Origin of the sequence: Spirosoma foliorum (assembly GCF_014117325.1) — a bacterium.
Lineage (GTDB): Bacteria > Bacteroidota > Bacteroidia > Cytophagales > Spirosomataceae > Spirosoma > Spirosoma foliorum.
On sequence record NZ_CP059732.1, the window covers coordinates 8232484 to 8258750 of the forward strand.

The 26267-nt window shown below is 45.2% G+C and carries 18 protein-coding genes, 1 tRNA gene and 1 pseudogene; 13 read left to right on the forward strand and 7 right to left on the reverse strand.

The features are described 5' to 3' along the window. Nucleotides 1-34: 34 nt before the first annotated feature. The 3 genes from sufC to H3H32_RS34740 form a co-directional block, all read right to left on the reverse strand. A complete protein-coding gene (gene sufC / locus H3H32_RS34730; protein ID WP_182460273.1) occupies nt 35-787 on the reverse strand; it encodes a Fe-S cluster assembly ATPase SufC in 753 nt (250 codons plus the stop codon). Between the two features lie 231 nt (nt 788-1018). Beyond that, nucleotides 1019-4666, reverse strand: a complete 3648-nt coding sequence (locus H3H32_RS34735) for a DUF11 domain-containing protein (RefSeq protein ID WP_182460274.1) — start codon at nt 4664-4666, stop codon at nt 1019-1021. An 843-nt stretch (nt 4667-5509) separates the two neighbouring features. After that, nucleotides 5510-5758: a hypothetical protein gene (locus tag H3H32_RS34740; protein WP_182460275.1), complete on the reverse strand. Its 249-nt coding sequence runs from the start codon at nt 5756-5758 to the stop codon at nt 5510-5512. Between the two features lie 582 nt (nt 5759-6340). On the opposite strand from H3H32_RS34740, the gene H3H32_RS34745 reads away from it, so the two are divergent. Both H3H32_RS34745 and H3H32_RS34750 read left to right on the forward strand, forming a co-directional pair. Further along, nucleotides 6341-6658: a hypothetical protein gene (locus H3H32_RS34745; protein WP_182460276.1), complete on the forward strand. Its 318-nt coding sequence runs from the start codon at nt 6341-6343 to the stop codon at nt 6656-6658. A gap of 271 nt (nt 6659-6929) precedes the next feature. Further along, nucleotides 6930-7199, forward strand: a complete 270-nt coding sequence (locus H3H32_RS34750; RefSeq protein ID WP_182460277.1) for a hypothetical protein — start codon at nt 6930-6932, stop codon at nt 7197-7199. 248 nt (nt 7200-7447) lie between these two features. On the opposite strand, the gene H3H32_RS34755 is transcribed toward H3H32_RS34750, so the two are convergent. Continuing rightward, nucleotides 7448-8758, reverse strand: coding sequence for a Gfo/Idh/MocA family protein (locus H3H32_RS34755; protein ID WP_182460278.1), 1311 nt, complete (start codon nt 8756-8758; stop codon nt 7448-7450). 138 nt (nt 8759-8896) lie between these two features. Further along, nucleotides 8897-10106 (reverse strand): annotated as a pseudogene (locus H3H32_RS34760) (dipeptidase). Nucleotides 10107-10324: 218 nt separating this feature from the next. Between H3H32_RS34760 and ubiE the strand changes: the two are divergent. The 11 genes from ubiE to H3H32_RS34815 all read left to right on the forward strand — a co-directional run bounded on the left by ubiE (nt 10325) and on the right by H3H32_RS34815 (nt 21795). Further along, nucleotides 10325-11062: a bifunctional demethylmenaquinone methyltransferase/2-methoxy-6-polyprenyl-1,4-benzoquinol methylase UbiE gene (gene ubiE / locus H3H32_RS34765; protein ID WP_182460279.1), complete on the forward strand. Its 738-nt coding sequence runs from the start codon at nt 10325-10327 to the stop codon at nt 11060-11062. After that, entirely contained in the window at nt 11005-11784 is a 780-nt protein-coding gene (gene porT, locus H3H32_RS34770) for a type IX secretion/gliding motility protein PorT/SprT (RefSeq protein ID WP_182460280.1), read from the forward strand. Before ubiE ends, porT begins: the two co-directional genes overlap by 58 nt. Before the next feature lie 123 nt (nt 11785-11907). After that, nucleotides 11908-11982, forward strand: a tRNA-Val gene (locus tag H3H32_RS34775). Between the two features lie 101 nt (nt 11983-12083). After that, nucleotides 12084-13376 (forward strand): ApeA N-terminal domain 1-containing protein, encoded by a 1293-nt coding sequence (locus H3H32_RS34780; RefSeq protein ID WP_182460281.1) that lies wholly within the window; start codon nt 12084-12086, stop codon nt 13374-13376. A 542-nt stretch (nt 13377-13918) separates the two neighbouring features. Continuing rightward, entirely contained in the window at nt 13919-15805 is a 1887-nt protein-coding gene (locus H3H32_RS34785; RefSeq protein ID WP_182460282.1) for a patatin-like phospholipase family protein, read from the forward strand. A 565-nt stretch (nt 15806-16370) separates the two neighbouring features. Next, a complete protein-coding gene (locus tag H3H32_RS34790; protein WP_182460283.1) occupies nt 16371-17582 on the forward strand; it encodes a phage tail-like protein in 1212 nt (403 codons plus the stop codon). Between the two features lie 181 nt (nt 17583-17763). Next, a complete protein-coding gene (locus H3H32_RS34795) occupies nt 17764-17964 on the forward strand; it encodes a winged helix-turn-helix transcriptional regulator (protein ID WP_182460284.1) in 201 nt (66 codons plus the stop codon). Between the two features lie 1015 nt (nt 17965-18979). Next, nucleotides 18980-19378: a LytR/AlgR family response regulator transcription factor gene (locus H3H32_RS34800; protein ID WP_182460285.1), complete on the forward strand. Its 399-nt coding sequence runs from the start codon at nt 18980-18982 to the stop codon at nt 19376-19378. 80 nt (nt 19379-19458) lie between these two features. Next, a complete protein-coding gene (locus H3H32_RS34805; protein WP_182460286.1) occupies nt 19459-19749 on the forward strand; it encodes a PAAR domain-containing protein in 291 nt (96 codons plus the stop codon). A 6-nt stretch (nt 19750-19755) separates the two neighbouring features. After that, nucleotides 19756-20634: a TssN family type VI secretion system protein gene (locus H3H32_RS34810; RefSeq protein ID WP_182460287.1), complete on the forward strand. Its 879-nt coding sequence runs from the start codon at nt 19756-19758 to the stop codon at nt 20632-20634. Nucleotides 20635-20640: 6 nt separating this feature from the next. Next, complete coding sequence (locus H3H32_RS34815) at nt 20641-21795, forward strand: hypothetical protein (protein WP_182460288.1); 1155 nt, start codon at nt 20641-20643, stop codon at nt 21793-21795. On the opposite strand, the gene H3H32_RS34820 is transcribed toward H3H32_RS34815, so the two are convergent. Together H3H32_RS34820 and H3H32_RS34825 are read right to left on the reverse strand one after the other, a co-directional pair. Next, a complete protein-coding gene (locus H3H32_RS34820) occupies nt 21689-24685 on the reverse strand; it encodes a DUF6531 domain-containing protein (RefSeq protein WP_182460289.1) in 2997 nt (998 codons plus the stop codon). The genes H3H32_RS34815 and H3H32_RS34820 overlap by 107 nt on opposite strands. 180 nt (nt 24686-24865) lie before the next feature. Continuing rightward, on the reverse strand, nt 24866-26143 hold the full coding sequence (locus H3H32_RS34825) for a tetratricopeptide repeat protein (protein WP_182460290.1): 1278 nt from the start codon (nt 26141-26143) through the stop codon (nt 24866-24868). Nucleotides 26144-26267 lie beyond the last annotated feature (124 nt).

The following is a 26267-nucleotide window of genomic DNA, read 5'->3' on the forward strand; positions in this document are numbered from 1 at the left end:
ACGAGTCATTCATTATTCATCATTCATCATTGATTTATACTGCTGCTTCGGCTTTAATCCAGTCGTATCCTTTTTCTTCCAGTTCAAGCGCCAGTTCTTTCGGTCCCGATTTCACAATGCGACCTTTGTATAGTACGTGTACATAATCAGGCACGATGTAGTCGAGTAGACGTTGGTAGTGGGTTACCACAATCGTAGCCCGTTCTGGTGAGCGCAGTTGATTAACGCCATCGGCCACAATTCGTAGGGCGTCGATGTCCAGACCCGAATCGGTTTCGTCCAGGATCGCTAATTTTGGTTCGAGCATCGCCATCTGGAAAATTTCGTTCCGCTTTTTCTCTCCACCCGAAAAGCCTTCGTTCAATGAACGACTCAGTAAGGATTGGTCGATGTTAACGAGCTTCATTTTCTCTTTCATCAACTTCAGAAACTGAACCGCATCGAGTGGGTCCTGACCGCGATACTTCCGGATCTCGTTCAGGGCTGTTTTTAAGAAGTTAGTGGTGCTAACGCCTGGAATTTCTACAGGATATTGAAACGCTAAGAAAATACCTTCGGCAGCGCGTTCTTCGGGAGCCATATCCAGTAAGTCCTTACCGTCAAATTCTACACTTCCACCCGTTACCGTATAGTCTTCGCGGCCTGCCAGAACCGAGGCCAACGTGCTCTTGCCTGCTCCGTTAGGACCCATTATGGCGTGAACCTCACCGGGGTTGACTTCCAGATTGAGACCTCTTAATATTTCTTTTTCGCCTATTGAGGCCTGTAAATTACTGATGGATAACATAATAAGTTATATCGTGACGGGCAAACAAAGCCGCAAAGTTAACAGATGAAATGGTATCTGATCTGGTAGGGTAACAAAATAGGCCGTTTAAAAGTTGACCACGCCGATTCTTCTTCGCCGATAATGAGCATTATACGCTAAAAATACCAAAACCCGCCGTTGAGATGCGGGTTTAGTAACGATCACACTGTTTTTTATGCGTTAATGAAAATGAGTTAATTCTGGATTTGGTTACCGTCTAACTCGTCTTGTTAATTTAACGACCAACGGCACACAGGCGTTTGCAGGACAGGTGCAAACCGAAGGTGTTAGCATGACCGTCGAATCTTTATAACAGCCTGAAGTTGAATAGATGCGTACTGTGAATGGTTGCGCTGAGGCCGGATTTGCCAGATTACTGACGATAACGCCCCCTGCCGGAACTGCCTGGGCCGGGCCTGATAAAGCAACCGCTGAATTAAAGACAACTCCACCCGAGTACTGATACGTATCGCCCGTTGAGAATCCGTTAATCACAATCTTGCCATTTTGAAGCGCCATCGTTCCTGCACAGGTAACTGGTATGGCTGTGGCTACTGCTGTTACGCTACAAGCTGGAGAGCAGGAGAGAGGGGCGGTGTACGTTGTACTGGCAGTTTGCCCTAAATAACTGACGACTACCGTGTGTAAACCAGTTCCACTTGGTAATCCACTCAGTGAGTAAGGAACTGATGTTGCACTGGTAGCGACTGTAACTGTAAGGCTACTGGAGCCATCGGTGATTGTGAGGACGCCAGTTGTAGCGTTCGTCAGACTAACGACGCCAGTTGTGTTATATGTATTGGTTCCCGGTATACAAACGCCCGGATCGGTAACTGCCAACCTTATGCCAGCACTACAAGAGGCAGGAGCGGTGTAGGTGGCGCTGGTTGTTGAACAATCTGGTAAGCTTACCGTCACACTATGACTCGCTCCGTCGGAGATCAGATTGCTGAAAATAGCGGTTAGGCTGGTTGTTGCCGAACTGGTTTGGAACGTTTGAATTTGCCCTCTATTCGTAACGGTCAGTGTTCCCGTTGTTGGATTGGTCAGTGAAATGACGACCGTTGATGAGTGGGTGTTGGTTGCTGGCGCACATGCCCCTACGGTTGCTATGGCACTGATCGAGCAAACGGGTGTTGGCGTTACCGAGCAGGATACAGGAGCGCTGTAGCTAGCTGTTGTAGTACCACAGCCTGGCAAACTGGCTATCACGGTGTGCGTTGATCCATCCGATTTTAAATCGATGAACGTAATGGTAAAGACAGCGCTGCTACCGGCCGTTGTCACAAACGTAGCACTGCTTGGACCATCCGAAACAGTCAGCGTACCGGCCACAGGATTGGTCAATTGGATAACAGCGGTAGATGAATACGTATTGGTCGCAACTGCGCATTGACCAGCTGTAACCGATGCTACGAGTGAGCAAATAGGTGCGACTGAACAGGAGCCGGGGGCCGTGTAAGTAGCTGTTGTCATGCTGCAACCTGGTAATGAGGCTGTAACCGTATGACTGGCTCCATTCGAAACAATATTGGCCAGCGTAGCGGTGAAGGATGCATTGCTACCGGCCGTTGTCGCAAACGTTAAGCTAGCTGGTCCATCGGTAACTGTGAGCACGCCTGTCGGCGGATTATTTACGGTTACAACAGCCACAGTAGTGAATGTATTGGTCGCGGTTTGGCACTGTCCGGGCGTGGGCACTATAGTCATGGAGCAGACAGGCGTTACAGAGCAGGAGCCAGGTGCCGTGAAGGTGGCTGTAGTGGTTCCACAATCCGGAGAACTAATGGTGACTGTGTGGTTGACTCCGTCAGAAGGCAGATTAGGCAGGATAACTGTAAAGTTGGTGATACCTGAGGCAACGGTCTGGCTACTAGGTGAAAATCCAGGAAGATTGATACTAAGCGTTGTTGCTGAAGAGTTGGTCAGCGAGATAACAACGGATGCCGAATAGGTGTTTGTGGCAGTGGCGCATATGCCCGCAGTAGCTGTCGCGCTCAGGCTGCAGGTTGGGGCTACAGAACAAGATAGGGGTGACGTATAGCTCGCACTGGCGGTATGACCTAAATAAGTAGCGGTCACCGTATGCGAACCAGTGCCACTGAGTAACCCACTCATCGAATAAGGCACTGAAGTGGCTCCTGCACTGACCGAGATGGTAGTCGTATTGGCGCCATCGGTAATTATAACAGATCCGGTTGTGGCGTTTGTTAGACTGATAACTCCCGTGGCCGTATACGTATTGGTGGCGGGTAGACAGGTGCCGGAATTTGTAATGCTCACGCCCAGGCCAATACTACAGGAACCAGGAGCCGTATAGGTGGTGCTGGCCGTTGAACACCCAGGCAAACTAACGACTACCGTATGGCTAGATCCGTCTGAAATTATATTATCGAAAATAGCTGCGAAGGTGGTTGAGCTGCCTGCTGTAGTAGCAAACGTCAAACTCTTAGGGCCATCGCTCACCGTTAACGTACCGGCCATTGGATTCGTTAAGCTAATAAGGGCCGTTGTTGAGTAAGTGCTAGTAAGAGGAGCACACGAACCAGGAGTTGCTGAAACACTGACGCTACAGCAAACGGTCGGTAACAACACCGCAGTCACATCCGTATAGCAACCTGATGAATTATACACCCGGACTGTGTACGATTGAGCGGTGGCGGGACTTGCCAAATTGCTAACAATTACGCCACCTGCCGGAATAGTTTTAGGAGCACCGGATAAAGAGGCCGCCGGGTTAAAATCTGTACCTAATGAATACTGGTAGGTGTAAGCAGAACGGAAATTGCTTAGCGTAATATTTCCGTTTGTTAATGTGGTACTACCTGTACAAGTTGCCGGTACTGCAATAGCTCGAAACGTGGGAAGAGTGTCTTCCTGAACAATAAACGGGCAACAACTAAAATCTGGACATTTACCCGATACATTGTCTACGGCCAGACTATACGTGCCCGGCGCAGTTATATCCAGCGTATTTGTGGTTTGGCTGGTAAGTTCGACATCATTCTTGAACCAACGATAGCTAGATCGGCCTGGTTTGGCTGTTAAACGAAAAACGTATACATCGCCTGTGCAGACCAGGATTGGTACAGATGTACAGACGGTAGCCGTATCACCAGTAATAATGGCCTGATTGTAAAGCACACCCGAACTGTCTACAGTAGCTTGATAAACCAGATTATAGCTTTGGTTAGCAGTTAAAGAAGCCACCTTCCAGGTACTAACAGGCGTTCCCTGATTGAATGTAGTGCCAGTGGGAGCTGTGGATGACCCAGTTACAAAAGTTAGCCCTGTTGAGAGTGAATCCCGAACTACAACATTGGTTGCTGTGGAACTGCCTACATTAGTTAGCACCATTGTGTATGACAAAACATCGCCGAGCTTCGCTTTTGACTTATCGACCAGCTTTGTCAACGACAGTTGAGCGCCTACAGGTTGAGTGCAAGATCCTGGAGCCGAATAGGTGGCTGTTGCTGCATTACATCCAAACGGAGCAGCTGTTACCGTATGCGAATTACCGTCGGAGATTAAGCCCGTAAACACAGCAGTGAACGTGGCTGAAGTGGTCGCTGCAGTCGCTAGCGTTTTACTCTGATCCCCGTCTGTGATAGTCAATATACCAACTGGTGGATTGGTAATCGTTACAATGGCCGTACTCGAGTAGGTATTCGTGGTCGTGTTACACACACCCGGAAGAACCGTAATTGCTGTTGAACACTGCGCACGAACGACTTGGCTTGAAAGGAATATACCGATTGCTAAGACGCTTAGAAGGCCTAACTTGAATGAATGGAGCACCTGCAAACGATGAGTAAGTAGCGTCTTACATGCAGATGGGTTAGAAATAAGCGTGAGCATATAGCAAATCGGTTGAGCACAGAACTTGATTTATTTGCAAGTCCGAAACTGCCATAGCAAACCATGTGCCATATATGGAGATATGATATTCTTGATAGGTTTTAATTTGCCATAAAGGTGGATTTTATGTTTACTTATATTGATATTTTATTGTATATTGTTGTATTAAAACAATAAATGGTAACATTTGTATTGAATCTCTTTTTGCTTTATTAGTTACGTTTAATGGTTTGGTCTGTTCTAAATTCGAATGTTCCAAAGCCTGTTTTTCTCTCTTCAGCTAAGGCTTTTATCGGATTTTCCATTGATTAGTTACCGATGCTTATAGCAAAAAAACACGGCCAATTATTTTGGTGTAATTCGAAGGAAATATTGTTTTTTGTGTTGATTAAGTAATGCTATTTCCTGAAATTAATTACACCAACTATTGCGTATAGTTGCTGATTATAAGGTAAATAAGGTTTTGCATTGATCGAGATGACTATTACTGTCTAGGTGTTCTGCTCTTGTAAGAAACCGTTTTTTTTAATCCGATTACAAGGTCTTATTAAGTCTATTTTCAGTTGCCAACTGTCGATAGGTTAGTCGAATAATCAATTAATATATGCAATAATGTTCATGTTTTATTTCTAATAGCAAGCTCGGTCTGTGATAGGCTAAAAATGGTCAAGACGGCCAGACTTAACTTCGTTGTTTAGTAGAGGAGCAAATTTTTTTTACAAAAGTCATTAAAAAGCAAAAAACGGAGCCCACTCCGGCTCCGAATTAACTTAAGTTGACGTTCTAAATCTGTTTTTTTAGGAAGAAGTCGCTCCCGAATATCCAGTTCTCGGAAGCTGATCGTCAACGTCTCGGGTTCTGTTGGGACACAACCTGTTGCTGTTGAGTCAGTGGATTTTCCAGAATTAGCAACCGTTCCCGAATTTGCCGAAGTGTTTTGAGACTGGCTTTATTACCAGCTCTGGCCGTAGTGAGCGCTATTTTTACACACTGGCGTAGGTTATTGGTACTCGCCCATTTAGAGATAGTAAACGCCGTATCGGGTAAACAGCGGCCCTGATAAAAACTGAGGAGGTCGTCAAGCTCGTTCATAGTATAAGTATACGTCTGATAGACTTGAGAGGTTTTTAAAAATTTCATTTATTTTCTAAACGGTATATTTCCGGAACCGTATAGGCCACTAAACGTTACGAACTAGTAACAAATGTCATCTACTAAGTCTGTTACTCTGCCTCCAATCTCGCCCGTCGATCTTAGGCAGGTCGTAGAAACAAAAACGCTGATCCTATTAGAATCAGCGTTTGTAGTTGTTCACCCTCCCTAAGAGTGAAGTATATACTATTGACCGTAGTGGTCAGGCTTTTAACATTTACAGGTTTAAATTGACTTGATACTCTTTAGACACAGATACGCCTAAAAGGTAACAGAACTATGAAATTTTATTCTACAAATAATAACAGTTTATTTCCTGCGTACATCCATTGCCCGGCCTCCTTGTTTGGGTAACAAACAATAAACTATGAATGCCGCCCTTTTGATTTGTAGTTTTTTCTCTTTGTGCAAAGGCGTTTACTGATTGATTGTACTAGTTAAGGAGAAACGCCCGTTCCTGTACAGCCCCAAAATGGCTATGTCACAATTCATCGAACCTAGAAAAAAGGCGATCGGATTGATTTGAATCTGCCCATTCAACCCCGAGTCGTCTTCCCAAACGATTCGATCCAAACAATTAAGGGTAAAATAGCCATTGCATCCGGTCCAATTGTTTACAGCCTGGAAGGCATTAGCAATCCAGAGCTGGATGCCTATCAGTTCAGGGCGAATCCACAATTGAAACTGATTTATAAACCGGAGTTACTGAACGGAGTCAATGTAGTTACGGGCCAGGCACTTGATAAATCCTCGAAAGAGGTAACATTTACTGCCATTCCATTTTATGCGCCTGGTAATCGAGGTAGTTTTCCCTATAAAGTCTGGCTACCGAAACACTAAATTTGGGTAGTTAAATCGTCATGATTTAGTGTCCGAAAAACGGTGCCAACTCCTGTTGGCATCGTTTTTTTTTTAGTGTGGCACTTTTGTTGCCTTTGGTAAGATCAATATCAATTAACAGGCTAAATGCGTTAATAATCACCATCTGACAGTTCAGACGGAACCAGTCAAAAAAGGCCAATACATAGGCTTTTCATTATATTTTCATTAATTATTTAATTTTATCATTAAATAATTAAACATTTGTTCTTTTTTACCAATACAATGTAGTATGGGTGCTATAGTAAAATTATCGACAAAGAACGTGATCGATCTTTGGTTTGCCGAGGACACACCAATTCGACAATACAAAATCAGAATGAATCCGAACCTGTGGGCTATGTGCGAGCGGGTCAGTCAAGACTTTAAGGCGCCTTCTGGCAGGCAGTCTCCAAGTCAATACCGTAAGTCGGATAAAGTAGCTTTCGCTAAGCTTGTTCTGGAAAAGTTTTCTGAGGAAGAATCCGTTGCGGACAAGGATTTATATGAGTTAGCGTACTAAGTTCTTATGGGGACTTAGGGGCCAATCGTACACGAACAGAACACGAATCAAGTTGGGCAGTAACTCGATCTGGTTCGTTGCCAATAAAGCTAATTACTAAAAAACCCAGCCATTCAATGGCTGGGCTTAAGCATTTATGGGTTAGCTCGTAGATGATATACTTAAGACGAGCCACCCATAAAAAGTAACTAATAACTAAAGTCGAGTTAGTCTACGGTCAACATTTCTGCAAAGCAATCAAGTGGTGTTTAAACAGGGTATTGCCATTCGCCCCGGTAGGCCCGACTTAACAGCTTATTTGCCTCCGGATCATTTGGAATCTGCTTACCATCCCATTCAACACTGCGGCCAAGTTTCAACGACAACATACCCAGAAGCGCCATATTCGTTGAGCGATGACCAATCTCAATGTCGCAGACCGGTAGTTTATTGCTTTTTATACTACTCAGGAAATTAGCCCATAGCAGCGCAATGTTCTGATCATCGGGTTTATCTAGTTGGGCATCCTGATGAATAACCGGCTTTTTCGGGTCTGACGGATAGAATGTCCAGCCATCGAGCCAACCCATATGGAAGGTTCCTTCGGTTCCGTAGAAATAAACCCCTACAGCTTGTTGTGGATGCGTTTTCTCTGCCATGTTGCCACCAAAGGTTCGGTGCTCCCAGACAGCTGTAAAGTCGTCATCAAACTCAAAGGTCGACACTTGGTGGTCAGGTGCGTCAGTACTGTCCTTTTTGATGGCCCGACCGCCTGTTGTGTAGACTTTTTTAGGATGATTTCGTTCGGTTACCCATAAAATCTGATCCATCCAGTGAATGCCCCAGTCGCCAAGGGTACCGTTGGCATAATCTAAGAAATTACGCCAGCTCCGTGGGTGCATGGCTGGATTATAAGCGCGGAGCGGAGCAGGGCCGCACCACATGTTCCAGTCTATTTCTTTAGGCGCTTCGGCATCAGGAGTTGGTTGGCCAGCTCCACCTGCATAATGCACAAATGCCCTTGCCATACCAATCTTCCCAACCTTTCCAGACTGAATAAACTCTCGACCCGACACATTGTGGGGCGACACGCGTCGGTGCATACCCACCTGACAAATTTTTCCCGTTTCCCGTGCTGTTCGTACCATCGCCTTTCCTTCATTGATGGTATGGCTAATGGGCTTTTCGACATACACGTGTGCGCCCGCCTTCATGGCCGCAATGGCAATAAGTGGGTGCCAGTGATCGGGAGTGGCCACGATTACAATTTCGGGCTTTTCTGCAATCAGCATTTCGCGATAATCGCGGTAGAGCTTGGGCTTATCAGACGTTAGCTTACTTAGTGCATCGCTGGTTTTCTGAAGCTGGCGTGTATCCACATCGCAAAGTGCAACGATTTTCGACTCACCCGCCTGTACAGCATTCAGCAGAATATTACCACCCCACCAGCCTGTTCCTACCAACGCCGTGCGGTATTTTTTAGCTGGCTGACGTGTAATGAACGCTCGAACCTGAACGGGATCGGTAATGAGTGAAGCCCCGGCCAGAGCGGATGTTTTCAGAAAATCGGTACGGTTCATCGGAAAATCAAGGTTTGCGGTTATTACGTTGACAAGCCAAAGAATGGCTTTATACCATTCTAAAGTTGCCCGAACGCATTTTTTACCGTCAACTTGCCCGAACAACCAATAATGAACGCAGTTGCCAGTAATCTACACCTACTTTCCTACCTTCGCCTGCCCGAGTACACGAAGCAGGTTGCCGCCCCAGATTTTCGCAATATCGGCTTCTGTATAGTTTCGACGAACGAGTTCGACGGTTAGATTTTCGATCTGGCTGACGTCTTCAAGGCCATTTACACCCCCTCCGCCATCAAAATCAGATCCGATCCCTACGTGGTTGATTCCCACAAGTTTAACGATGTGATCAATATGGTCGGCAATGTCGGATAAGTTAGCCCGTTCCGACGCATAGGTCTTGGCCACAGAATCGCTCATAGCGGTCATTCTAGCTTCCATTTCGGGTGTCGATACTTTACCGACCTGAGCCATCCGAATTTTGGTTTTCGCTGCCCGGTGTGCATCGGATGGCTTTTTAAGGTAATCGCTCACAAAGTTCACCTGTACTACCCCCCCCTTTGGCCGCAATCGCTTTAATCATATCGTCGGTCATATTTCTGGGAAAATCGCATATCGCCCGGCAATTAGAGTGCGAAGCGATAACCGGAGCTTTGGAGAGCGCCAGGGCATCGTAAAATGTACTGTCGGCCACGTGCGATACATCGATTAAAATACCAAGTCGATTCATTTCTGGCACCACCAGTTTCCCGAAATCACTTAGCCCCCCATACATAGGGCCATCAGGATCGGTCGATGAGTCGCCAATCAGGTTATTCGCGAAGTGCGTCAAGGTCATGTATCGGCATCCCAGGTCATAATAGGTTTTAAGCATGGCTAAATCCTTACCAACCGGATACCCATTTTCCATGCCGATAAACACAGCCCGCTTCCCTGCTTTCTTAATTCGATAGGCATCGGCTGGTGTAGTGGCCAGCTCGGCCAGATCAGGGTATTTTTTGAGAGCTTTATGAATCAGATCAAATTGATTTAAGGCATTCCGTTTTGCTTCGGCATGACCTTCATCAGTACGCGGACCTTGTGAGGTATAGACCGCGAAAAACATAGCGTCCATTCCTCCCTGCTTCATTCGGGGGAAATCAATCTGCGAACCGTCGCGTTTGGTATCGTGGGCAACACCTACATCAAAGCCGGGCTTCTGCATCATAATTGGTGCATCGGCATGGGTATCCAGCGCTAATACCTTTTGATGGATTTTATGTGCTTTTTTCACAATTGGATCGTCATCAACAGCGGGATGAGTTACCAATGAATTCAGTGTCAGGAAGGTTAAGAAAAAAAGAGGAGACATAGTAGGCCAAGTTGTATATGAGAAAATAGCATTGAGTCTAAACTACACATTGCCCACCGAAATGACAAACTTTCGCCAGAAACCTACAGATATGGCATTACCTTTGTATAATTAATTTAGAATGATTGAGTGATTGAATGATCGAATAGCTGACGCAAATTTTATTCACCGCGTCGGCGGCCCGGTCATTCAATAACTCAATCATTCAATCATTTACTATGGCAGTCGTTCCTTACAAAGATAAAGACACCTCCAAGCGCGAACAGGTCGCCGAAATGTTCGATAGTATTTCACCTAAATATGACTTGTTGAATCATGTTTTGAGTGGCGGCATTGACATTCTCTGGCGTAAACGAGCCATACGCGAGCTGCGCAAAGCCGCAGCCAAGCCCCCTAAACGGATTCTGGATATTGCCACCGGCACCGGCGATTTTGCCCTGGAAGCTTTAGCACTTAAACCAGAAAAAATCGTGGGGATGGACATTTCGGAAGGCATGCTATCCGTTGGGCGCGACAAAATGAAAAAGCGGGGTGTTGATCAGATCATTGAAATGCGTATGGGCGATTCAGAAGGTTTACCCTTGCCAGACAATGATTTCGATGCTGTCATCGTTGCATTTGGTGTGCGCAACTTCGAAACATTGCTTAAAGGCTTAACCGACATGTATCGCGTAACGCGTCCGGGCGGTGTATGCCTGGTACTGGAGTTTTCGAATCCACGCCAATTTCCGTTTAAACAACTGTACAGTTTTTACTCCCGAACCATTCTCCCGCTCATCGGGCGCGTAGTCAGTAAAGATGCATCGGCCTATACCTACCTGCCCGAATCTGTGCAGGCTTTCCCCGATGGTCCCGATTTTCTGCGTATTTACGAAAAAGCAGGTTTTACAAACACTAAATGGATACCGCTCACCTTCGGCGTTGCGTCAATTTACATAGGCCACAAACTGGCTTAGGGCCGCTCAATCGTTGCATTCGATTATCGGCACGGTTTAGCGTTGTTTTGCTCATTGGTATACTGGGGTATCATCAGGCAAACGGACAGTCGTACAAATACGTCCGGAAGCACCTCGAACGTTACGACGACAAAACAATTCATTACGGGTTTTTCTTTGCGGCTCCTGTCACACGGTTCAGTGTTGGCTATAGTCCAACATTTTTATCGGCCGATTCGGCTTATCGCATTTATTCGCCCAATAAGCCTGCTTTTCGGGTTGGTTTATCGATCAATGCCTATCTGAACGATCGTTTCGATTTACGATTGATCCCTTCGGTATCGCTTTTCAGTCGGGAAGTACATTACGACTACCCAGGCGGAACGTCAAAAACCGAAACGCGCGAATCAACCTGGATTGATTTCCCCCTTTTGCTCAAGTACAAATCCGAGCGACGGAACAATACGCGCATGTATTTGCTGGCGGGTGGTACGTTCAGCATTGAAAGTAATGTGCGTCGGAAGGAGCTTCAGGGGGCCAGTAAGCTTAGTACGGGTACAATGGACTTTGCCATCGAGTATGGTATTGGTCTGGAGCAATATTTCGAGTTCTTTAAATTCGCTCCCGAATTGCGCTTTTCTCACGGTCTTGTCAATCTTTACAACCCAAGCACGAACTCGGCGGGCATTGGGATCAACAAGCTGACAAGCCATTCGGTAACGTTATATTTAAATTTCGAGTAAATACCTATTGGCTATCAGAGGCTTACAAAAAAGTTGATTTTTTTTTAGCCAAATGCTTGCAAAATGCTCTTTTAGCCTTTTATATTTGCACTCCCAAACGCAACGAAGCAGGGACAAAAAAAAGGGAGTTTAGCTCAGCTGGTTCAGAGCATCTGCCTTACAAGCAGAGGGTCGGCGGTTCGAACCCGTCAACTCCCACAAAAAGCAAAAAAACCTTCAAAACGGTAAGTTTTGAAGGTTTTTTTGCTTTACAGACTTACTTACATTAGCTTATTGAATATTTGTATGTAAGTAAAATTATGACAGAAGAAAAGAGCTGGTTAGGGGAATGGAGTTTTGAAGTAGAAGGCATTGGTGAGCTAAAATTGTTAGGCACGCTTTCCTATTCACCTAAGGAAAAGTTTGTCTTAGAAGCATCAATGGAGTCCGTTTCTTATGACGTTATATTTAATTTACAGAGAATCAATAAAATAAGCTATATAGTTGGTCTAGATTATAAAACGCAAAAAAACATAACACTTTTAGATAGCATATTAACCGGTAATCACTGGTCGTCAAGCGGAGGTAACTCATTTAAAATAAATCCTACGCTTGTAATTGAGGGTTTCTACTATGACAGCACAAATGAATTACTGTTTAATTCTATGTCCGTAAAATATAGTGGGTTAAATCAATGGCTTCGAATATTAAGTGAAATTAACACCAATATTGACGATGACGATACACTTACTTTAACATATAAGCGCAGTAAAGATATTGATTGTCAAATAGATGAATATTTAGATTTATCTATTCGTTTTGATTATTCAACTAAACAAGAAAGCAGTAATGAAACTGGCTTCTTTCTCACAGAAAATATAAGTACAGTTTTTAAATCGACACAAGGCGAGCTTAATCTTGAAATATTTAGTCGATATAGTGAACATTTACGAAGATTCTTACAAATTCTATATTATCAACCTGCATTTATATTAAACAGCACCATTGAAAAAAATAATCCTAGTGAAACCCATTCATTGTATTATGATCAAGTTCATAAACGATTTTTCAATAACTACTCTGCTCACCTAGGCTATTTATCTCATTACCGAGAGTTGATTAATTTTCCTGATATACTAGCAAAATGGTTTGCTTATAGAAAGTCAGATGATTACACATATATTACATGGGTTGCCTCCAAACATCTATTTATTAATACACCCTTTTCGGAAGAAGTATTTCTAGAAAATGTCAGAGTTTTGGAAGTATACCATAAAGCTAGGTATCCCAAAAGCAGTAAGCGCCAAGAAAAAAATACACATCTAAAAGAAAGGCTCATTGAATTACTGAATATATTAAAAACGATAGTAGGCCAAGTAGACTACGATACATTCATAAACGACGAAAATGACTTCATAGAAGTCGTAATGGATAATAGGAATTATTTAACTCACTATGGTGAGAATTCGACAACCTCAACGAATATCTTGACTGTACCACAATTGTATAAATATGCAGTCAAATCAAGGATAGTACTCTTGTCGCTTCTTCTGCATGATATTGGTATAGATGCCAAAAAGACTTTTGGAAATCTAACTGCTCGACATATGTAGTCAGAAAGCCACCCAAAAGCCTACCCCAAATTCCCCGAAAGCCTGCCTAAAGCCTCCTTAAAGCCATCCAAAAGCCTAAATGCTATATATCTGACAAGTTCTCAAAAAGTCCTCGAAAAGATCTACCCAAAATAGGCTAGTCTTGCCCAAAGTCCTCGAAAAGTCCTCAGAAAGTCCTAGCCAAAGTCCTCAAAAAGTCCTGCCCTTAGTCATATAATCATTGAAGTCTTTGAAGCCGTTATAGGTCTTTGAGAAGTCAATGACATTGATTGATGACGACTTGATTTTGGCAAGTGCTTTACGGCCCGGTTCATCTGTGTCCAGAAAGGCACTCACCTTGCCAAACCGTTGCAGGTCTGGTAAAATCTTAGGTAGATTCGTTATTGAGTTTAGAGAGTAGTGCTGAAATCATTAGAAGCTTACTGACGCCCTACCATTAACTAAAGTAGCCTACTATTTTAACGGATTGAAAGAGTCGACTGATAAAGGAGCAGAAAGAATATGTACTTTCAATAGTCTATTCTGCCTGAACCTTTTCTACAATGGCCTCTACCGAAAATCGTCCTTTTTACCTCGGTCTGTGTATGGCTGGGGCAATCTCTGCCGGAGCCTATACCGCCGGAGTCATGGATTACCTCATAGAAGCGCTCGACCGTTGGGAACAGGCCCGAAATTCAAAAGTTCATGACCCGCGCATCCCCAAACATCGGGTTATACTAGATAGCATGACCGGGGCTTCGGCAGGAGGAATGACAGCAGCCATTGCGGCAGCTGCCCTCCACGATCACATTGATCCTGTAAACCAGAAAAATGGAGGCTACCTGAACTTTAAAGGGAAGAATAAGCTCTATCAGGCCTGGGTTGACCTGTTGGCCGATGAGATGTTACCCATCATGCTCGATGACGACGATCTGCCTGAACATGGAGCTGCTTCGGTACTGAACTCTAACTTCATCGACCAGATCGCGCAGGATATGCTTGAGGTTAAAGAGCCGTTTCCACCCCGGACGTACGTTGCTGAAAACCTGGAAATATGCATATCTATGAGTAATCTGACTGGGTTTCAGGAGGTCATTAAGTTCGACAATGATTCCGAAACACACCGGACTATCTCCGACCCCGAACATGAAGTTGATGGCCGGTATATTAGTCTTAATCACCGGGATTTCGGTCACTTTATTGTTAGTAAACAGGAGAATAAAGATGGCATCATACCCATTCAATTCGGCGATGAATCGAACGATGGATTACGAACCTTACGAGACTGTGCTATGGCTACCGGAGCATTTCCGATTGGATTACGATGGCGGCCCGTTTACCGGGAAGGAAAGTATTTACGACTGAATCGATTTATAAACTATCGAGCCCCTAAAGCTATTTTCGGCCTGGAAGATGACAAAGTGTATGCCAGTGTTAACGTAGATGGCGGACTCCTGAACAACGAACCTTTTGAGATAGCTCAGGATATTCTGGAATTTCGTAATCGGGAAAAGAAAACCGACCCCAAAACAGCAGAGGTCGAATGGAAATACATCCAGCAGGAACCTGAAGTGAATAAGGAGAGGTATGCCTGGGAAGTGAATAACTTGACCGGCGCTTCTGTTCTGATGATTGAACCATTTCCGACGGTGGAGAATGCCCCACAAATTAAGCCAGAACGGAGGATACTGCTAAAAACCCTAATCGGGCAGATTTATTCGACTATGCGAACTCAGCTTCGATTTAAGCAGGAGAATTTACAGCAGGCGGTTAACCAGAATCTGATTAGTAAGTATATAATAGCGCCCACTCGAATAGATGGGAAACGGAAAATTGTTGGCTCATTGGCTATTGCCTGTGGCTCACTGGGTGGCTTTGGCGGGTTTCTGACCAAGCAGTATCGAACTCACGATTTTCAGTTGGGACGGCTCAACTGCCAGAAATTCCTTCGGGAACATTTTCGGATTGATGCCGACACCGATAACCTGATCTTCGTAGCAGGTTACAGCGATCCAGCAGCCCGGAAAACATTTGCGTTTGAGAGTCAGGGCAAGTGCTACCTGCCTATTATCCCAGATATTGACCCGGAACACCTTGAAAAAGCTGTTTCTGACGATCGTTCGAACCCAATTACTCCCTTAGACGAGCCTATTCCAGTTTATCCAGCCCGAACGGTAACGGAGCTACGTAAACTATTGGGACGTTCCCGCACCGCATTGAAGACCCGATTATTCGCCATCCTGAAAGCCAATGGTGCGTTTGCTAATCCCTGGATAGGGTTAGGGGTCCGATTATTCAAGTCGAAAATAATGGGAGCGCTGGCCGACCAGGTGGAAGAAATTGTGATTGAGGATTTATACGATCATGACCTGCTCAAAAAGAACATTATCCGGTTGACGAAGGAATTGCTGAAGAATCGTCCGGCTGTTGGAACGACCGATGCTGATTAAGCCGCCCGTGCGATATCTTAAACATTTTGACGCCTTCGCATTTGAACAGGGCCGTCTGAGCACTAGGCGCCATAGTTAAGTAGACCAGCTCATCCATCATCCTTTCAAGGTCCATTGTGGCTTCATTGGGCGTTTCCAGGTGGACTATGAAGCCAAAATGCATTCTATTCTTATTGCTACCTTTCCATTTTTTCGCGGACATCGTTCAGCGAATAGCTACTCCCTGGCGACTATACTTACCGACTAAACGGTGAACCCTGATGTTTAGTCGTCAATGATATGCAGGCGGAGAGTCTGGTACTACCCAGAAACCCACTGCTGATAGGCTCGGTTATTGATGGTAGTGAATTCGGCATCCATTGAATTTTCGATAACTTCAAGTGACCTATAGTCGCAAGAGTAAACAGAATTTTATGTCGAGAGTAAATTATTGAGTTTGCCTATCTGTAAGGTGTACATCATCAAGGAAAAGTGATAAAGAAGTATATCCACTTCCATAAGCAGGAATCTGCCCGTAACGATCAAGCTGGATACAATTAATGGTTACTTAATTAAATAGCTCGAAATGAGACGTATTCTATCTATCGTTCTATCGTTGACTACCTTTCTGGCTTTTGGTCAAAACGCTGAAATTGGCCGACAAGTAAATCAAAACCTACGTAAGTCTAGCCCGAAGGTGGACGTAATAAATCAGCCAGTCAGCACGACGCTAACCGGAAATGTAACGATAGGGGGCATTAACAAGGTCGACAAATTAACCTATCATACACTCAATGCAACCAGTTCGCTATTCATCGCTATTGACCCTGTGAATGGGGACGATACAAAAGACCCCGCTGAATATACAGTTCAGACCGAAAGCTTTACGGGTGGGGTAGTGTTCAAAACTTTAGATAAAGCTATTGAATGGATAAACGGTAGTTCAGCGTATAGCTATTACGTCAGTGTTCGTAATACGACGTCAGCCAATCCGGTTGTGCTGAGTCAAGATCACGGGGTCAGTAATAAGTACGTTTTCCTGTATTCGCCGGATTATCCCGCACCTGCCTATGTAGTCTTGAATGCAGGCTTATATGCCAGTACGGGATCAATGGTACAACTAATTACGCTTGATTTAACCTTAAATGGCTCAAATCGGATCGTATTAGACGGGGGTGATATAATTATTATGGGATCAACTCTTCGACCTTCCGTGTCCTGCTCAAACCTGTATTATGTTACGATCGGGAGAATGTATCTGGATAATTCAACTTATATATTTAGCGCCAATAATCAGAGTATTATACAACCATCAGGTGGATACGGTGCGCAGGTGAGCGTTGGTATGCATGGTCCTTTGGTGTTTACAATGGGGTCGTTTACGGGCCTTTCGCTGATATCGGCAGCACATAGGGGTTATAACCTGAGTGTGAAGTGTAAGGATAATGCTACGTTTCCTACGACCTTAAACATCGAAGGCGGACTTTTTCAATATGGTCAAACTCTTGTGCAGGGGCAATCTGTTTTCGACCCTAGTAATAGCAGCTATAAAAGTGTATTACACGGCGCAACACCCATCCGGACTCCGGATATGACTAGTAACAGCACGGATTTGATAGGCAGCTTAAAAACGGTCGTAGTTGATGAAAATGGCCGCTTTGGGGTTCGGGGTAATCGATTTACCACTGCCCAACGCGACGCACTGACGCCTTATGAAGGCTTGGAAATTTACAATCTGACAACGCACACGAAAGAGTTCTGGAACGGAACTACCTGGAAAACCGTCCTGACCAATTAATGCTCGTTTAAGTTAGTTTCTATGGATTCTTTTAATTCTACCTGAATTTTGTCCGGTGATTATCAGGATAATGTGAAAAATAGGATTCATTAGAATCCATAGAATCTAGGTAGGCAAAATGCTATGTTAAGACTGACTGTTAAGCATCTGGGGCTGACCAAGGTGATTCGCCAATTACTTGATGATGATTCTGAAATTATTGGAAGCAGACGGCTTGATACAGCGCATTGTCGATCCACAGGGGCCGCCCAAAGTTGAGTATGAGGTAACCGAGCTGGCCAGTTCTCTGAAGGAGATTTTGTACTTAATAAACGAAGGAGGAGAAGAGAAACTTGCGAATAGCCAATCCGGCTCTGCTCCATTTGGCTGGGCATTAAATTAAGACCAATCTGAGTTTGTAGCTCATTGTTGTAGTGTTTGGCAACCGCCCCGCCAAATAGTAAACACGGGTTCTCAGTTGATTTCTGGTAGCCGCTCTTACCATAAGCATTTCATTCGCCACTTCACCTTCGCTAACTTTTCTATTCACCTACCAATTATCAACGTTCAACTACCACCAGGTGACGTTGACATACATTTCGTCTTTTTAGTTACCTGGAATTGTCATTTTTGACAAGGGAATACTCTATTAGGTTTGCCTGAGAGCTAGATTATAAATCCGAAGGGGGCTTCCCTACGTAGAGATATTATTTATGTCAATTTACCAACTTAATAAAACGACAACTTGCCGTTTACTCCTTAGCTATGGAATGCTCGTCTAACGATTTATCGCTGTATCCAAATGAGTATTGTAAAATGACCATTTCGTGGAACTGCTGACGGCTCAGTAAATCCATTTGCAATCTACTGAAAAGCAACGAATTAACATTTTGTCCATTTTTTGTCCATATGGTCAACTAGGAATTAGATAGTGGTTTGTCTTCTTTTATCTGATGCTAACAGCAGCACCCTTAATCCTTGTTTTAATTATAAAGAGAACGTATGAAATATGTCTATCTTTCTAAGCCCAACCATTCTATACCTCAGGCATATAGATTTATTTAGCAAGTCTATACATTATTCATAAAACGATATACATTCATAGAAATAATACAATAGAAATTGATTGCTTAGCTGATAATCTTTGATTCTTATAAGTAAAAAATTTCTAAGTCATTATTTAAATATATAATATTACTAATCATATATTAAGTATAGATATTGTCATCAATTAGTTAATAATGGGCACATCTAAAAAGTGGGCTTAGTTTTTTGCCATCAACGATAACACACTGGTAATAAGAGTACTTATTTAAAGCCGTATTTAAACTAGATACGGAGCAAGTATAAATACGGAATTAATGATGTAAAAATTACCATTAATTCATGTTTTTGTGAAATGCCTAATCCTAAAAACTATGAGTAATCGCTTTATTAATTCAGTTTCTGACGAGACATTAGTGTCAAACCTGCTTTTATCGGTGCGAGTTAATGATCTTAAGATTGGTTGGCAAAGTAAACCAATCGACGACTTAATTATGATAAAAGGCGTTCGTGGGTATAGCTGGTTATACTGGAGCGATGGCACTAAGCAAATGATGGCCTACACGATTAAGCATTACGCCAGTCAGTTACCCATCGAAAACTTTATACGAGTTCATCAAAACTGCGTTATAAACCGAAATTATGTACAGAAAACCCAACTAACTCACCGGGGGCCACTTTTACGCCTGGCTACTGGGGCCGAAATCGTGATTTCCAGGCGTCGTTGGTCTATGGTAAAAAAAGAGTTACAACATCTTCAGCCTGGAGCCTGATTAATAATCAGAATTACCGCGCCTTATTCTGAAGTTTTCATAAATTACAGTTAGTTTACGTGCTCTTATCCTAATCCTCTATGCCTCCCGCTGCTCGTTTAACTGACCTGCACACCTGTCCGATGGTAACGGCTCTTGTTCCGCACGTTGGTGGTCCCGTTATCGGGCCAGGCTGTCCTACAGTTCTTATTGGTAATATGCCCGCTGCTCGTGCTGGCGATTCGGCGGTCTGCGTTGGCCCGCCCGATACCATCATCAAAGGCTCCGCAACCGTGATGATTGGTGGTGCCCCGGCAGCTCGCATGGGCGATACGACCGCCCATGGAGGTGCTATTGCGTTAGGTTTGCCAACGGTAATAATTGGTGGATAATAATTTATGGATGTTGTATCCCCGTTCCTCATAAGTTACATACTAATCGTTTTACTTACAGCAGGGTTGTGTATCACAACGATATGGCTAAATCGTAAGTATGAACTGATGACTAATAAGCGGTTGATTCTGATCGCCCTGATTAGCTCATTCGTGCTGGGTATTGCCGGACTATTCGGCTTAAATGGACTACAATTTATTCCCGTATACTACATAGTGGTACAGGTATTTAGCTTATTATGCGGTATTTTTTTCTTAAACCGGATGATAAACGATATGGGGCCTGCGTTTTCTACCAAGCCCGCGTTTGTGGTTCTGCTAACGGGAAGTATTGCAGGGCTGGGTATTATCTTATTCACGCCTGCTTTTAATTATTTAAGTAGCCTGCGATATGGATTGCTTCAGTACGACTTATGGGCATCCACTAGTTTATTGCCGTTTCTGTTACCCGTACTTTTCGCTTATACATTTAATGCGTTAGTTAACGTACCTAACGAAATCTATAAGCTCTGGTATTATCCTCGTCATGCCGAGGAGGTAGCTATGGAAGGAGTCGATTATTACCGACTGATGCTGTTGGAGGTTCAGATCTATAAAGACCCGAACCGGAAAGATCCCCCCATTAAAGTAAAGGCCCGTACATCCGGCGATGTTCCATTTGGTATGTGGTTCCAAAAATTTGTGGATGATTATAACCATAAATTCCCAAACGATCCGATTCAGACGTTCGATGACACGGCCCATGAGTATGGATGGCTATTTTACAGCCTTAAGCCTTCATTATTCCGCTTACGGTCGTACATTGATTTTGAACAGACAATCGCCCAGAATAATCTCCGTGAAAACTACCTGATTGTTGCCAAGCGGGTGGAAGAAATTAGCTAACTACTTATGTTATTTCCTAAAAACCACCTTCCGGTTAACTGGGTCGATGGAATGAAGCTGTCGCAACAGCATTTTGTTGAGACCGACCATCATGTTCAGGATTTAGTGCGCGATTCGGTATCTCTGTTTCTTACCAGCTATAATTACGGCCTTTTGCCGCCAGTTAGGGGGACATCGGTTGCCCACGAATTTGATCTATTAGAAAAAAACAGCAACCACGTTGAGGTTCGCTTATATCGCTGTAATGCCATCACACAGGGTGGTTGCCGGATTGCGATTAACCCGGATGTGCTGAAGTTTACTGTTTTAACAGCCTCCTTTGAAATCAATTTGAGTACCGACGATCAGCTTCGGCCCGACTACGATGTGATTCTGGTCGTCAACCCGTTTGAGAAAGTACCCATTGGGAATCCAGACCCGGAAGAATCGCCCTTACGGCACCCTTATACCGAGTATTCGTATCGATTAATGGTGGTTTCGTCTCAACAAGTGAATGCCAATGAATTAGGACACCATCACCTGATTATTGGAAAAGCGACCTACCTGGAAGGGCATTATGTTATTGATAGCCAGTATATTCCCCCTTGCGCTTCAGTAGCTAGTCACCCCCGATTGATTCAGTATTACAAAAATTTTGGGTGGGGCCTGAATGAGATTCAGGTTAGTTCGTTCAAAATTATTCGTAAGGTATTCGACCAGCCCCAGCCATCTGATCTGGCCCGCCGGGTTCAGGCCTTCTGCAACCGAATCCTGGATTATCTGGGCACCGTTTTTTTTCAATATCGTAACCTCGATCACCAGCACCCACCGGTATATCTGGTTGGTTATTTTGCGAATCTGACGAGTATCATTTATACCGAATTATACTGCCTGCCGACTCGACAGAAAGAGGAACTGCTGCATTATTTCTATGAATGGACGGATGTAACGCCCGGCCAATTTGAGGAACTACTTCTCCGCCTGCTCGAACACGACTATAACCATCAGCAAATTGGGGTTTCTATGGTGGCGATTGAGCAGTTTCTGGCTGTTTTTACCCGACTCTGGAATAAACTTAGTACACTCGAATATATCGGGCAGCGGAAAGATACGATTCTGGTGCGTGAGGAGGCTCCCATCCAGATCGCGCCCACCCGGCGGGGCTGGAATATTCTGGACTGATAGGGAGCCCTGTTGCGGCATCGAAATAACGGAAATTGGTGTAAATCAGTCCAGCTTCCTGATCTTCATATTGACCAATTCCCCGCAACGTATGCCAATGAGGTGGGCCAGTCTGGTTGTGCGTTTTCCCAAAGAGGCACCATCGCCACTCCCAAACCGGTTCACCCTGTAGGTTATGCAACGATAAGGGCTGCCCTAACCAGTTAGACACCAGGCTATACCACTGGTCGCCAACCTGCAGCATAGTTGATTGGTTTCCTGTTGTCGTGTACCAGGTTAGCTGCACTGGTTCGCTACCCGGTTTCTGGTGCCATTCGTGAAGCAGTCGCTGGCCATCCCACGCCCAGCGGACACGATAGTCGCCAATCTTTTTTTCAATACGTCGTCCGAGGGCATCATAGCTGAACGTAACGATCTCGTTATTCGGTCGAATAACCTGCCGCAATACCCCCGACTCATGCCATTGGAACTGCCACAGTTGGCCAGATACGCGTTTCTCACGTAGATAACCATCGGCATCGTAATAAAAACGAGACGTACCAACCGTTGTAACCTGCCATCCAGGTTCTGCTGTTTCGGTGGCTGGATTGAGGAGTTTCTGTTGATAATGAGATCGATCGGCAACCCATCGATCGGTCCATCCAACCGAACAAATGGCTTCGGTCGGGTCATTAAAGCTGTCATAGTGAAGCGAAACGGTTCCAAATCGATTATCGTCTATACGCATAATCCGTTCCTGCTCCCATCGGTAGGCCTGAGAACGGGAAGCCTGTAAACCACTACCCCAAAAAAGCTGATGACCAATTGGCCGTGAACCAACATCGTACTGCCACCGACTCCACAGACCACCCGGCATCTGACGTTCGATCGGTCGCCCTAGCCGGTCGTATATAAACTGAAGTTGCCACTGCGGATGCTTCTGATCGCTTAGATAGCCCAGATCATCATATACATACTGTATAGCTTCCTTATCTGACGGTTGCCAGCTTAACCGTCGACCGGCTGTATCGTATACAGTTTCCACACGAATTGACCCCGCAGTTTCGGCCAAAACCCTGCCTTGTGCATCGCGCTCAAACTGAACGAGTGTGGTTGGCGTTGCGGCCTCCATTAACCACCCATCCGAACGGTAGGTGTAATGATACCAGCTTCCATCACTGAAAAGTATCTCTGTTGGTCTCCCGGCCGAATCGTAGTGAAAATTCGTGGATGTACCATCCGAGCGAGTATATTCACGCACCCTTCCGGCAGCGTCCCGAATAAATTGCCAGTTCAGTCGATTGGTACGCCGAAGCCGAATGAGTAGACCGTCTGCATCATAGGTGGGCTGATATTGGGTATCAGGCTGGCCACCATTGGGCGTAAGTACAATTGACTGCTCATTCGTCTTTCTCACTACGTCGGTTCTGGTTCCGTCTGGATAAGTAATGCTAATTAATTGACCCAGAAAGGCGTAGTCCCAGGTGATCTGACTGCCCGTTGCATCAGTTTGTGATTTTCGATACCCGTACGAATCATACCCCCACCGAGTCCATTGTCCGTTTGGCAGCGTCATTTCTTCGGGCAAACCATCTTCCTGATAGGTGAATTTTGTTTCAGTACCAGTTGGATTTATGCAGGACAGAAGCCGCCCCGATTCGTCGTAGGTCCATTGCCAGAAACCATCGGCCCGATCCGTTAGGGCAATCAATTGACCGGTATCGTTATACTGCATTTGCATGGCTCCTCCATCGGGCCAGGCAGCCTGCGTCATATTACCCTCATCGTCGTAGGTAAAGAACGACGTATTCCCCAGCGAATCCTGTTCGCTCAACAGCTCGCCATACTCGCTGAAGAACCATACCCGTTGCCGCCCACCTGCACTAATAAATCGCTGAACAATTCCGCCTTCGTGCACATACTGCCGGACTCCACCCGCTCCATCAATAACCTGTGTACGTCCTTCATCGGGCAGATACTGAAACCGTAATGAAGACTGCTTCTTGTCCATACTGAATTCGATGCACAGGTATTGATTCCCTATTTTTTCGTAGGCGAGATAAACACTCTGGCGAAATCGATCCGTCAGGCGGATAATCCGATGCTGGCGGTAATGATACTGAGCGGCAGGTTGTTCCAGAACAAGCACCTCTTTTAAATCCTGAACATCATCGTAACGATACTCCACCAGGGGTAAGCGCTTTAGGGGCTGGTCGGGCAGCGTGATTTCCAGCCGGACAATGCGATGTTGAGCGTCTGTTATAACGTCAATTACCCGCTGAAAATCATCGCTTATTCGCCGTAGATGTCCTGTGCTGCTATAACTGAACCGGATACGATACGCTGTTCCGACCGTTTCGACAGCCGCTAACCGACAAAGGCTGCCACTGGGATTCATGGCAAAACGATACCGCAACCCATCCGATCCCTGTAACCAGTATCCTTGCTCATCCCGATTGAGCCTGAGCTTTTCGGATCGATTCAGAAAGGTTTCTCCTTCAAGCAGGACTGGGAAGAACACTCCTCTAGTATCGGGCAGCCGGATCAATACCTGCCTACTCCGCCGATCTTCCAGCAAAACAAAATCGTACGAATGCCGCCAGCCATTGCCCAAAGAACCAACTGTTAACTGATTGGAACGCCAGAAACGACCCCACCGGAATGGCACTACACCCGGAATATCAACATCCATTTGCTCTACCAGTACTTCGCCGGATGTTACATCTACAAATCGCCCGGCCAGGGTGCGCTGTGTGGATGGTAAGGCCTGGCAATCCTCAGGTCGAAGCTCCAACCGTTCCAGTAACTCGTCCAGTTGCCCATTGCTTACTTCTTCCGTAACTAGGCTACGGGTACTGGCGGGGTAAAGTAATCGACGCAAGCCTGAACGAAATACGGGAGATTCTGACATAGGGAAGATTCTGATTATAAAACTGCGTACTGTGGTGTCGGTTACTTATAACCGACATGCGAGGTTTCTCAAAACCTATAGGTGCGAACAGTAGGTTTTGAGAAACCTAACATGTCAGGTTGAAGAACCTGACATCACGATAAGACTTAAGAATCTGACATCACAGCAATGGCCATTTGTTTATGTTTTACGCCAACCAGTACCCAGCAACTGGTTTAGCAACTCCGTCACTTTCTGCCTTTTTTCGGGCGTTTGTTGTTGCTGCCAATAAAGTTGACCGATTTCGGGTAGCCTCGCCAGTTGATGGTGCTCCGCTGGTAAGTGCTCGGCTAATGTAAATAACTGGAGATAATGCGTTTCGGATAGGCGCATTCGGCTCTCTTGTGTATAAGCAGCCCCTAACCGACGATGGCTTTCAATAGCCAGCAGCCATTCCTGTAATGCCTCGGCTCGTTCACTGGCCAGCCCATAACAGTCGATGGCGCGTTGCCGCTGGCGTAACTCCGTGTATACACTACCCGCCCCCAACCAGGCCATAATGCTCATTCGACCCGCAGTCTCGTCGCCCTGATTGAATAAAATTTCCATTTGATCAATAACCCGATTATAGAGCGAGAGCGCTTCTTCGTACCGACGATGATCAACATAGGCATGGGCCACGGATAAATTTACACTGGCTTCCAAACTACGCCAATTTTCCTGCTGGCAAATCAGTAAACAGTTGTTGGCAAAGTACTCCACATCGCGCAGATTACGTTGTGCCATGGCATTGGTCAGTTCGGCATGCCATTGGCGAAATTTCACATCGGGCGCGGTGGGTGGCCCAAACGAGGCAAGTTGACGGGTTAGTTTCTGGAGCTGGAGATCAATCGGATGCGAATGTACGGCCTTCCCAAAACGACCCGGTAGCGTTGCCAGTTGTTCTTCGCCAATGGTATCGGCTACAATAAGTCGAATATCGGGTGATAAATTAGCCTGCAATAGCGCCGTCAGCATCTGATCCAGTACGGTAGGGCTTGCGAATGATTTTGGCAGTAAGCATAATACGAGTGCGCCGTCGGTATGGGCACTCAGCCCTTTCATGAATCGATTCAGATAACCAACAAAACGGGCCAGTGGGTCTTCCTCCGCTTTTTTCGGTTCGCTCGCCCAAACGATAGCCAAATCCCGGTCGGCCAGTAGCGCTACATCGTGGTTGATGAGGCCGGTTAACTCGTCTAATGCCTGCTCGAAATACGTTTGCCAATGTTGAACAGGCGTTCGGAGGGTCAGAAAAATATCGTTAGAAACCGCGTCAACTCCTGCTTGTTCCTGCAGAAAGGTATCTAAAAACCAGGCTTCTCCGGGAGCAAATAACCATCGGCACAAGCGCGCGTTGGAGAGCCGACGGAATTCCAGCCAAAGCCGCTCCAGAACCGCCAGCCGCTGACTCAGCGGATTTGTCGCAACAAACGGCATAAACTACTTAATGGATAATGGATAATGTAAAATGAATAATGTACAATGTGTAATGGATAATAGTTAAAGTATTGGTTATGAGAGCGGAAGTTAACGACTACGCATTGTCCATTTTACATTATCC

Bases quoted from the DNA above. Each gene is read 5' to 3' on its own strand.
- sufC (WP_182460273.1), bottom strand. From the start codon at position 787: ATGTTATCCATCAGTAATTTACAGGCCTCAATAGGCGAAAAAGAAATA.
- H3H32_RS34735 (WP_182460274.1), bottom strand. From the start codon at position 4,666: ATGCTCACGCTTATTTCTAACCCATCTGCATGTAAGACGCTACTTACT.
- H3H32_RS34740 (WP_182460275.1), bottom strand. From the start codon at position 5,758: ATGAACGAGCTTGACGACCTCCTCAGTTTTTATCAGGGCCGCTGTTTA.
- H3H32_RS34750 (WP_182460277.1), top strand. From the start codon at position 6,930: ATGGGTGCTATAGTAAAATTATCGACAAAGAACGTGATCGATCTTTGG.
- H3H32_RS34755 (WP_182460278.1), bottom strand. From the start codon at position 8,758: ATGAACCGTACCGATTTTCTGAAAACATCCGCTCTGGCCGGGGCTTCA.
- ubiE (WP_182460279.1), top strand. From the start codon at position 10,325: ATGGCAGTCGTTCCTTACAAAGATAAAGACACCTCCAAGCGCGAACAG.
- porT (WP_182460280.1), top strand. From the start codon at position 11,005: ATGGATACCGCTCACCTTCGGCGTTGCGTCAATTTACATAGGCCACAA.
- H3H32_RS34780 (WP_182460281.1), top strand. From the start codon at position 12,084: ATGACAGAAGAAAAGAGCTGGTTAGGGGAATGGAGTTTTGAAGTAGAA.
- H3H32_RS34785 (WP_182460282.1), top strand. From the start codon at position 13,919: ATGGCCTCTACCGAAAATCGTCCTTTTTACCTCGGTCTGTGTATGGCT.
- H3H32_RS34790 (WP_182460283.1), top strand. From the start codon at position 16,371: ATGAGACGTATTCTATCTATCGTTCTATCGTTGACTACCTTTCTGGCT.
- H3H32_RS34795 (WP_182460284.1), top strand. From the start codon at position 17,764: ATGATGATTCTGAAATTATTGGAAGCAGACGGCTTGATACAGCGCATT.
- H3H32_RS34800 (WP_182460285.1), top strand. From the start codon at position 18,980: ATGAGTAATCGCTTTATTAATTCAGTTTCTGACGAGACATTAGTGTCA.
- H3H32_RS34805 (WP_182460286.1), top strand. From the start codon at position 19,459: ATGCCTCCCGCTGCTCGTTTAACTGACCTGCACACCTGTCCGATGGTA.
- H3H32_RS34810 (WP_182460287.1), top strand. From the start codon at position 19,756: ATGGATGTTGTATCCCCGTTCCTCATAAGTTACATACTAATCGTTTTA.
- H3H32_RS34815 (WP_182460288.1), top strand. From the start codon at position 20,641: ATGTTATTTCCTAAAAACCACCTTCCGGTTAACTGGGTCGATGGAATG.
- H3H32_RS34820 (WP_182460289.1), bottom strand. From the start codon at position 24,685: ATGTCAGAATCTCCCGTATTTCGTTCAGGCTTGCGTCGATTACTTTAC.
- H3H32_RS34825 (WP_182460290.1), bottom strand. From the start codon at position 26,143: ATGCCGTTTGTTGCGACAAATCCGCTGAGTCAGCGGCTGGCGGTTCTG.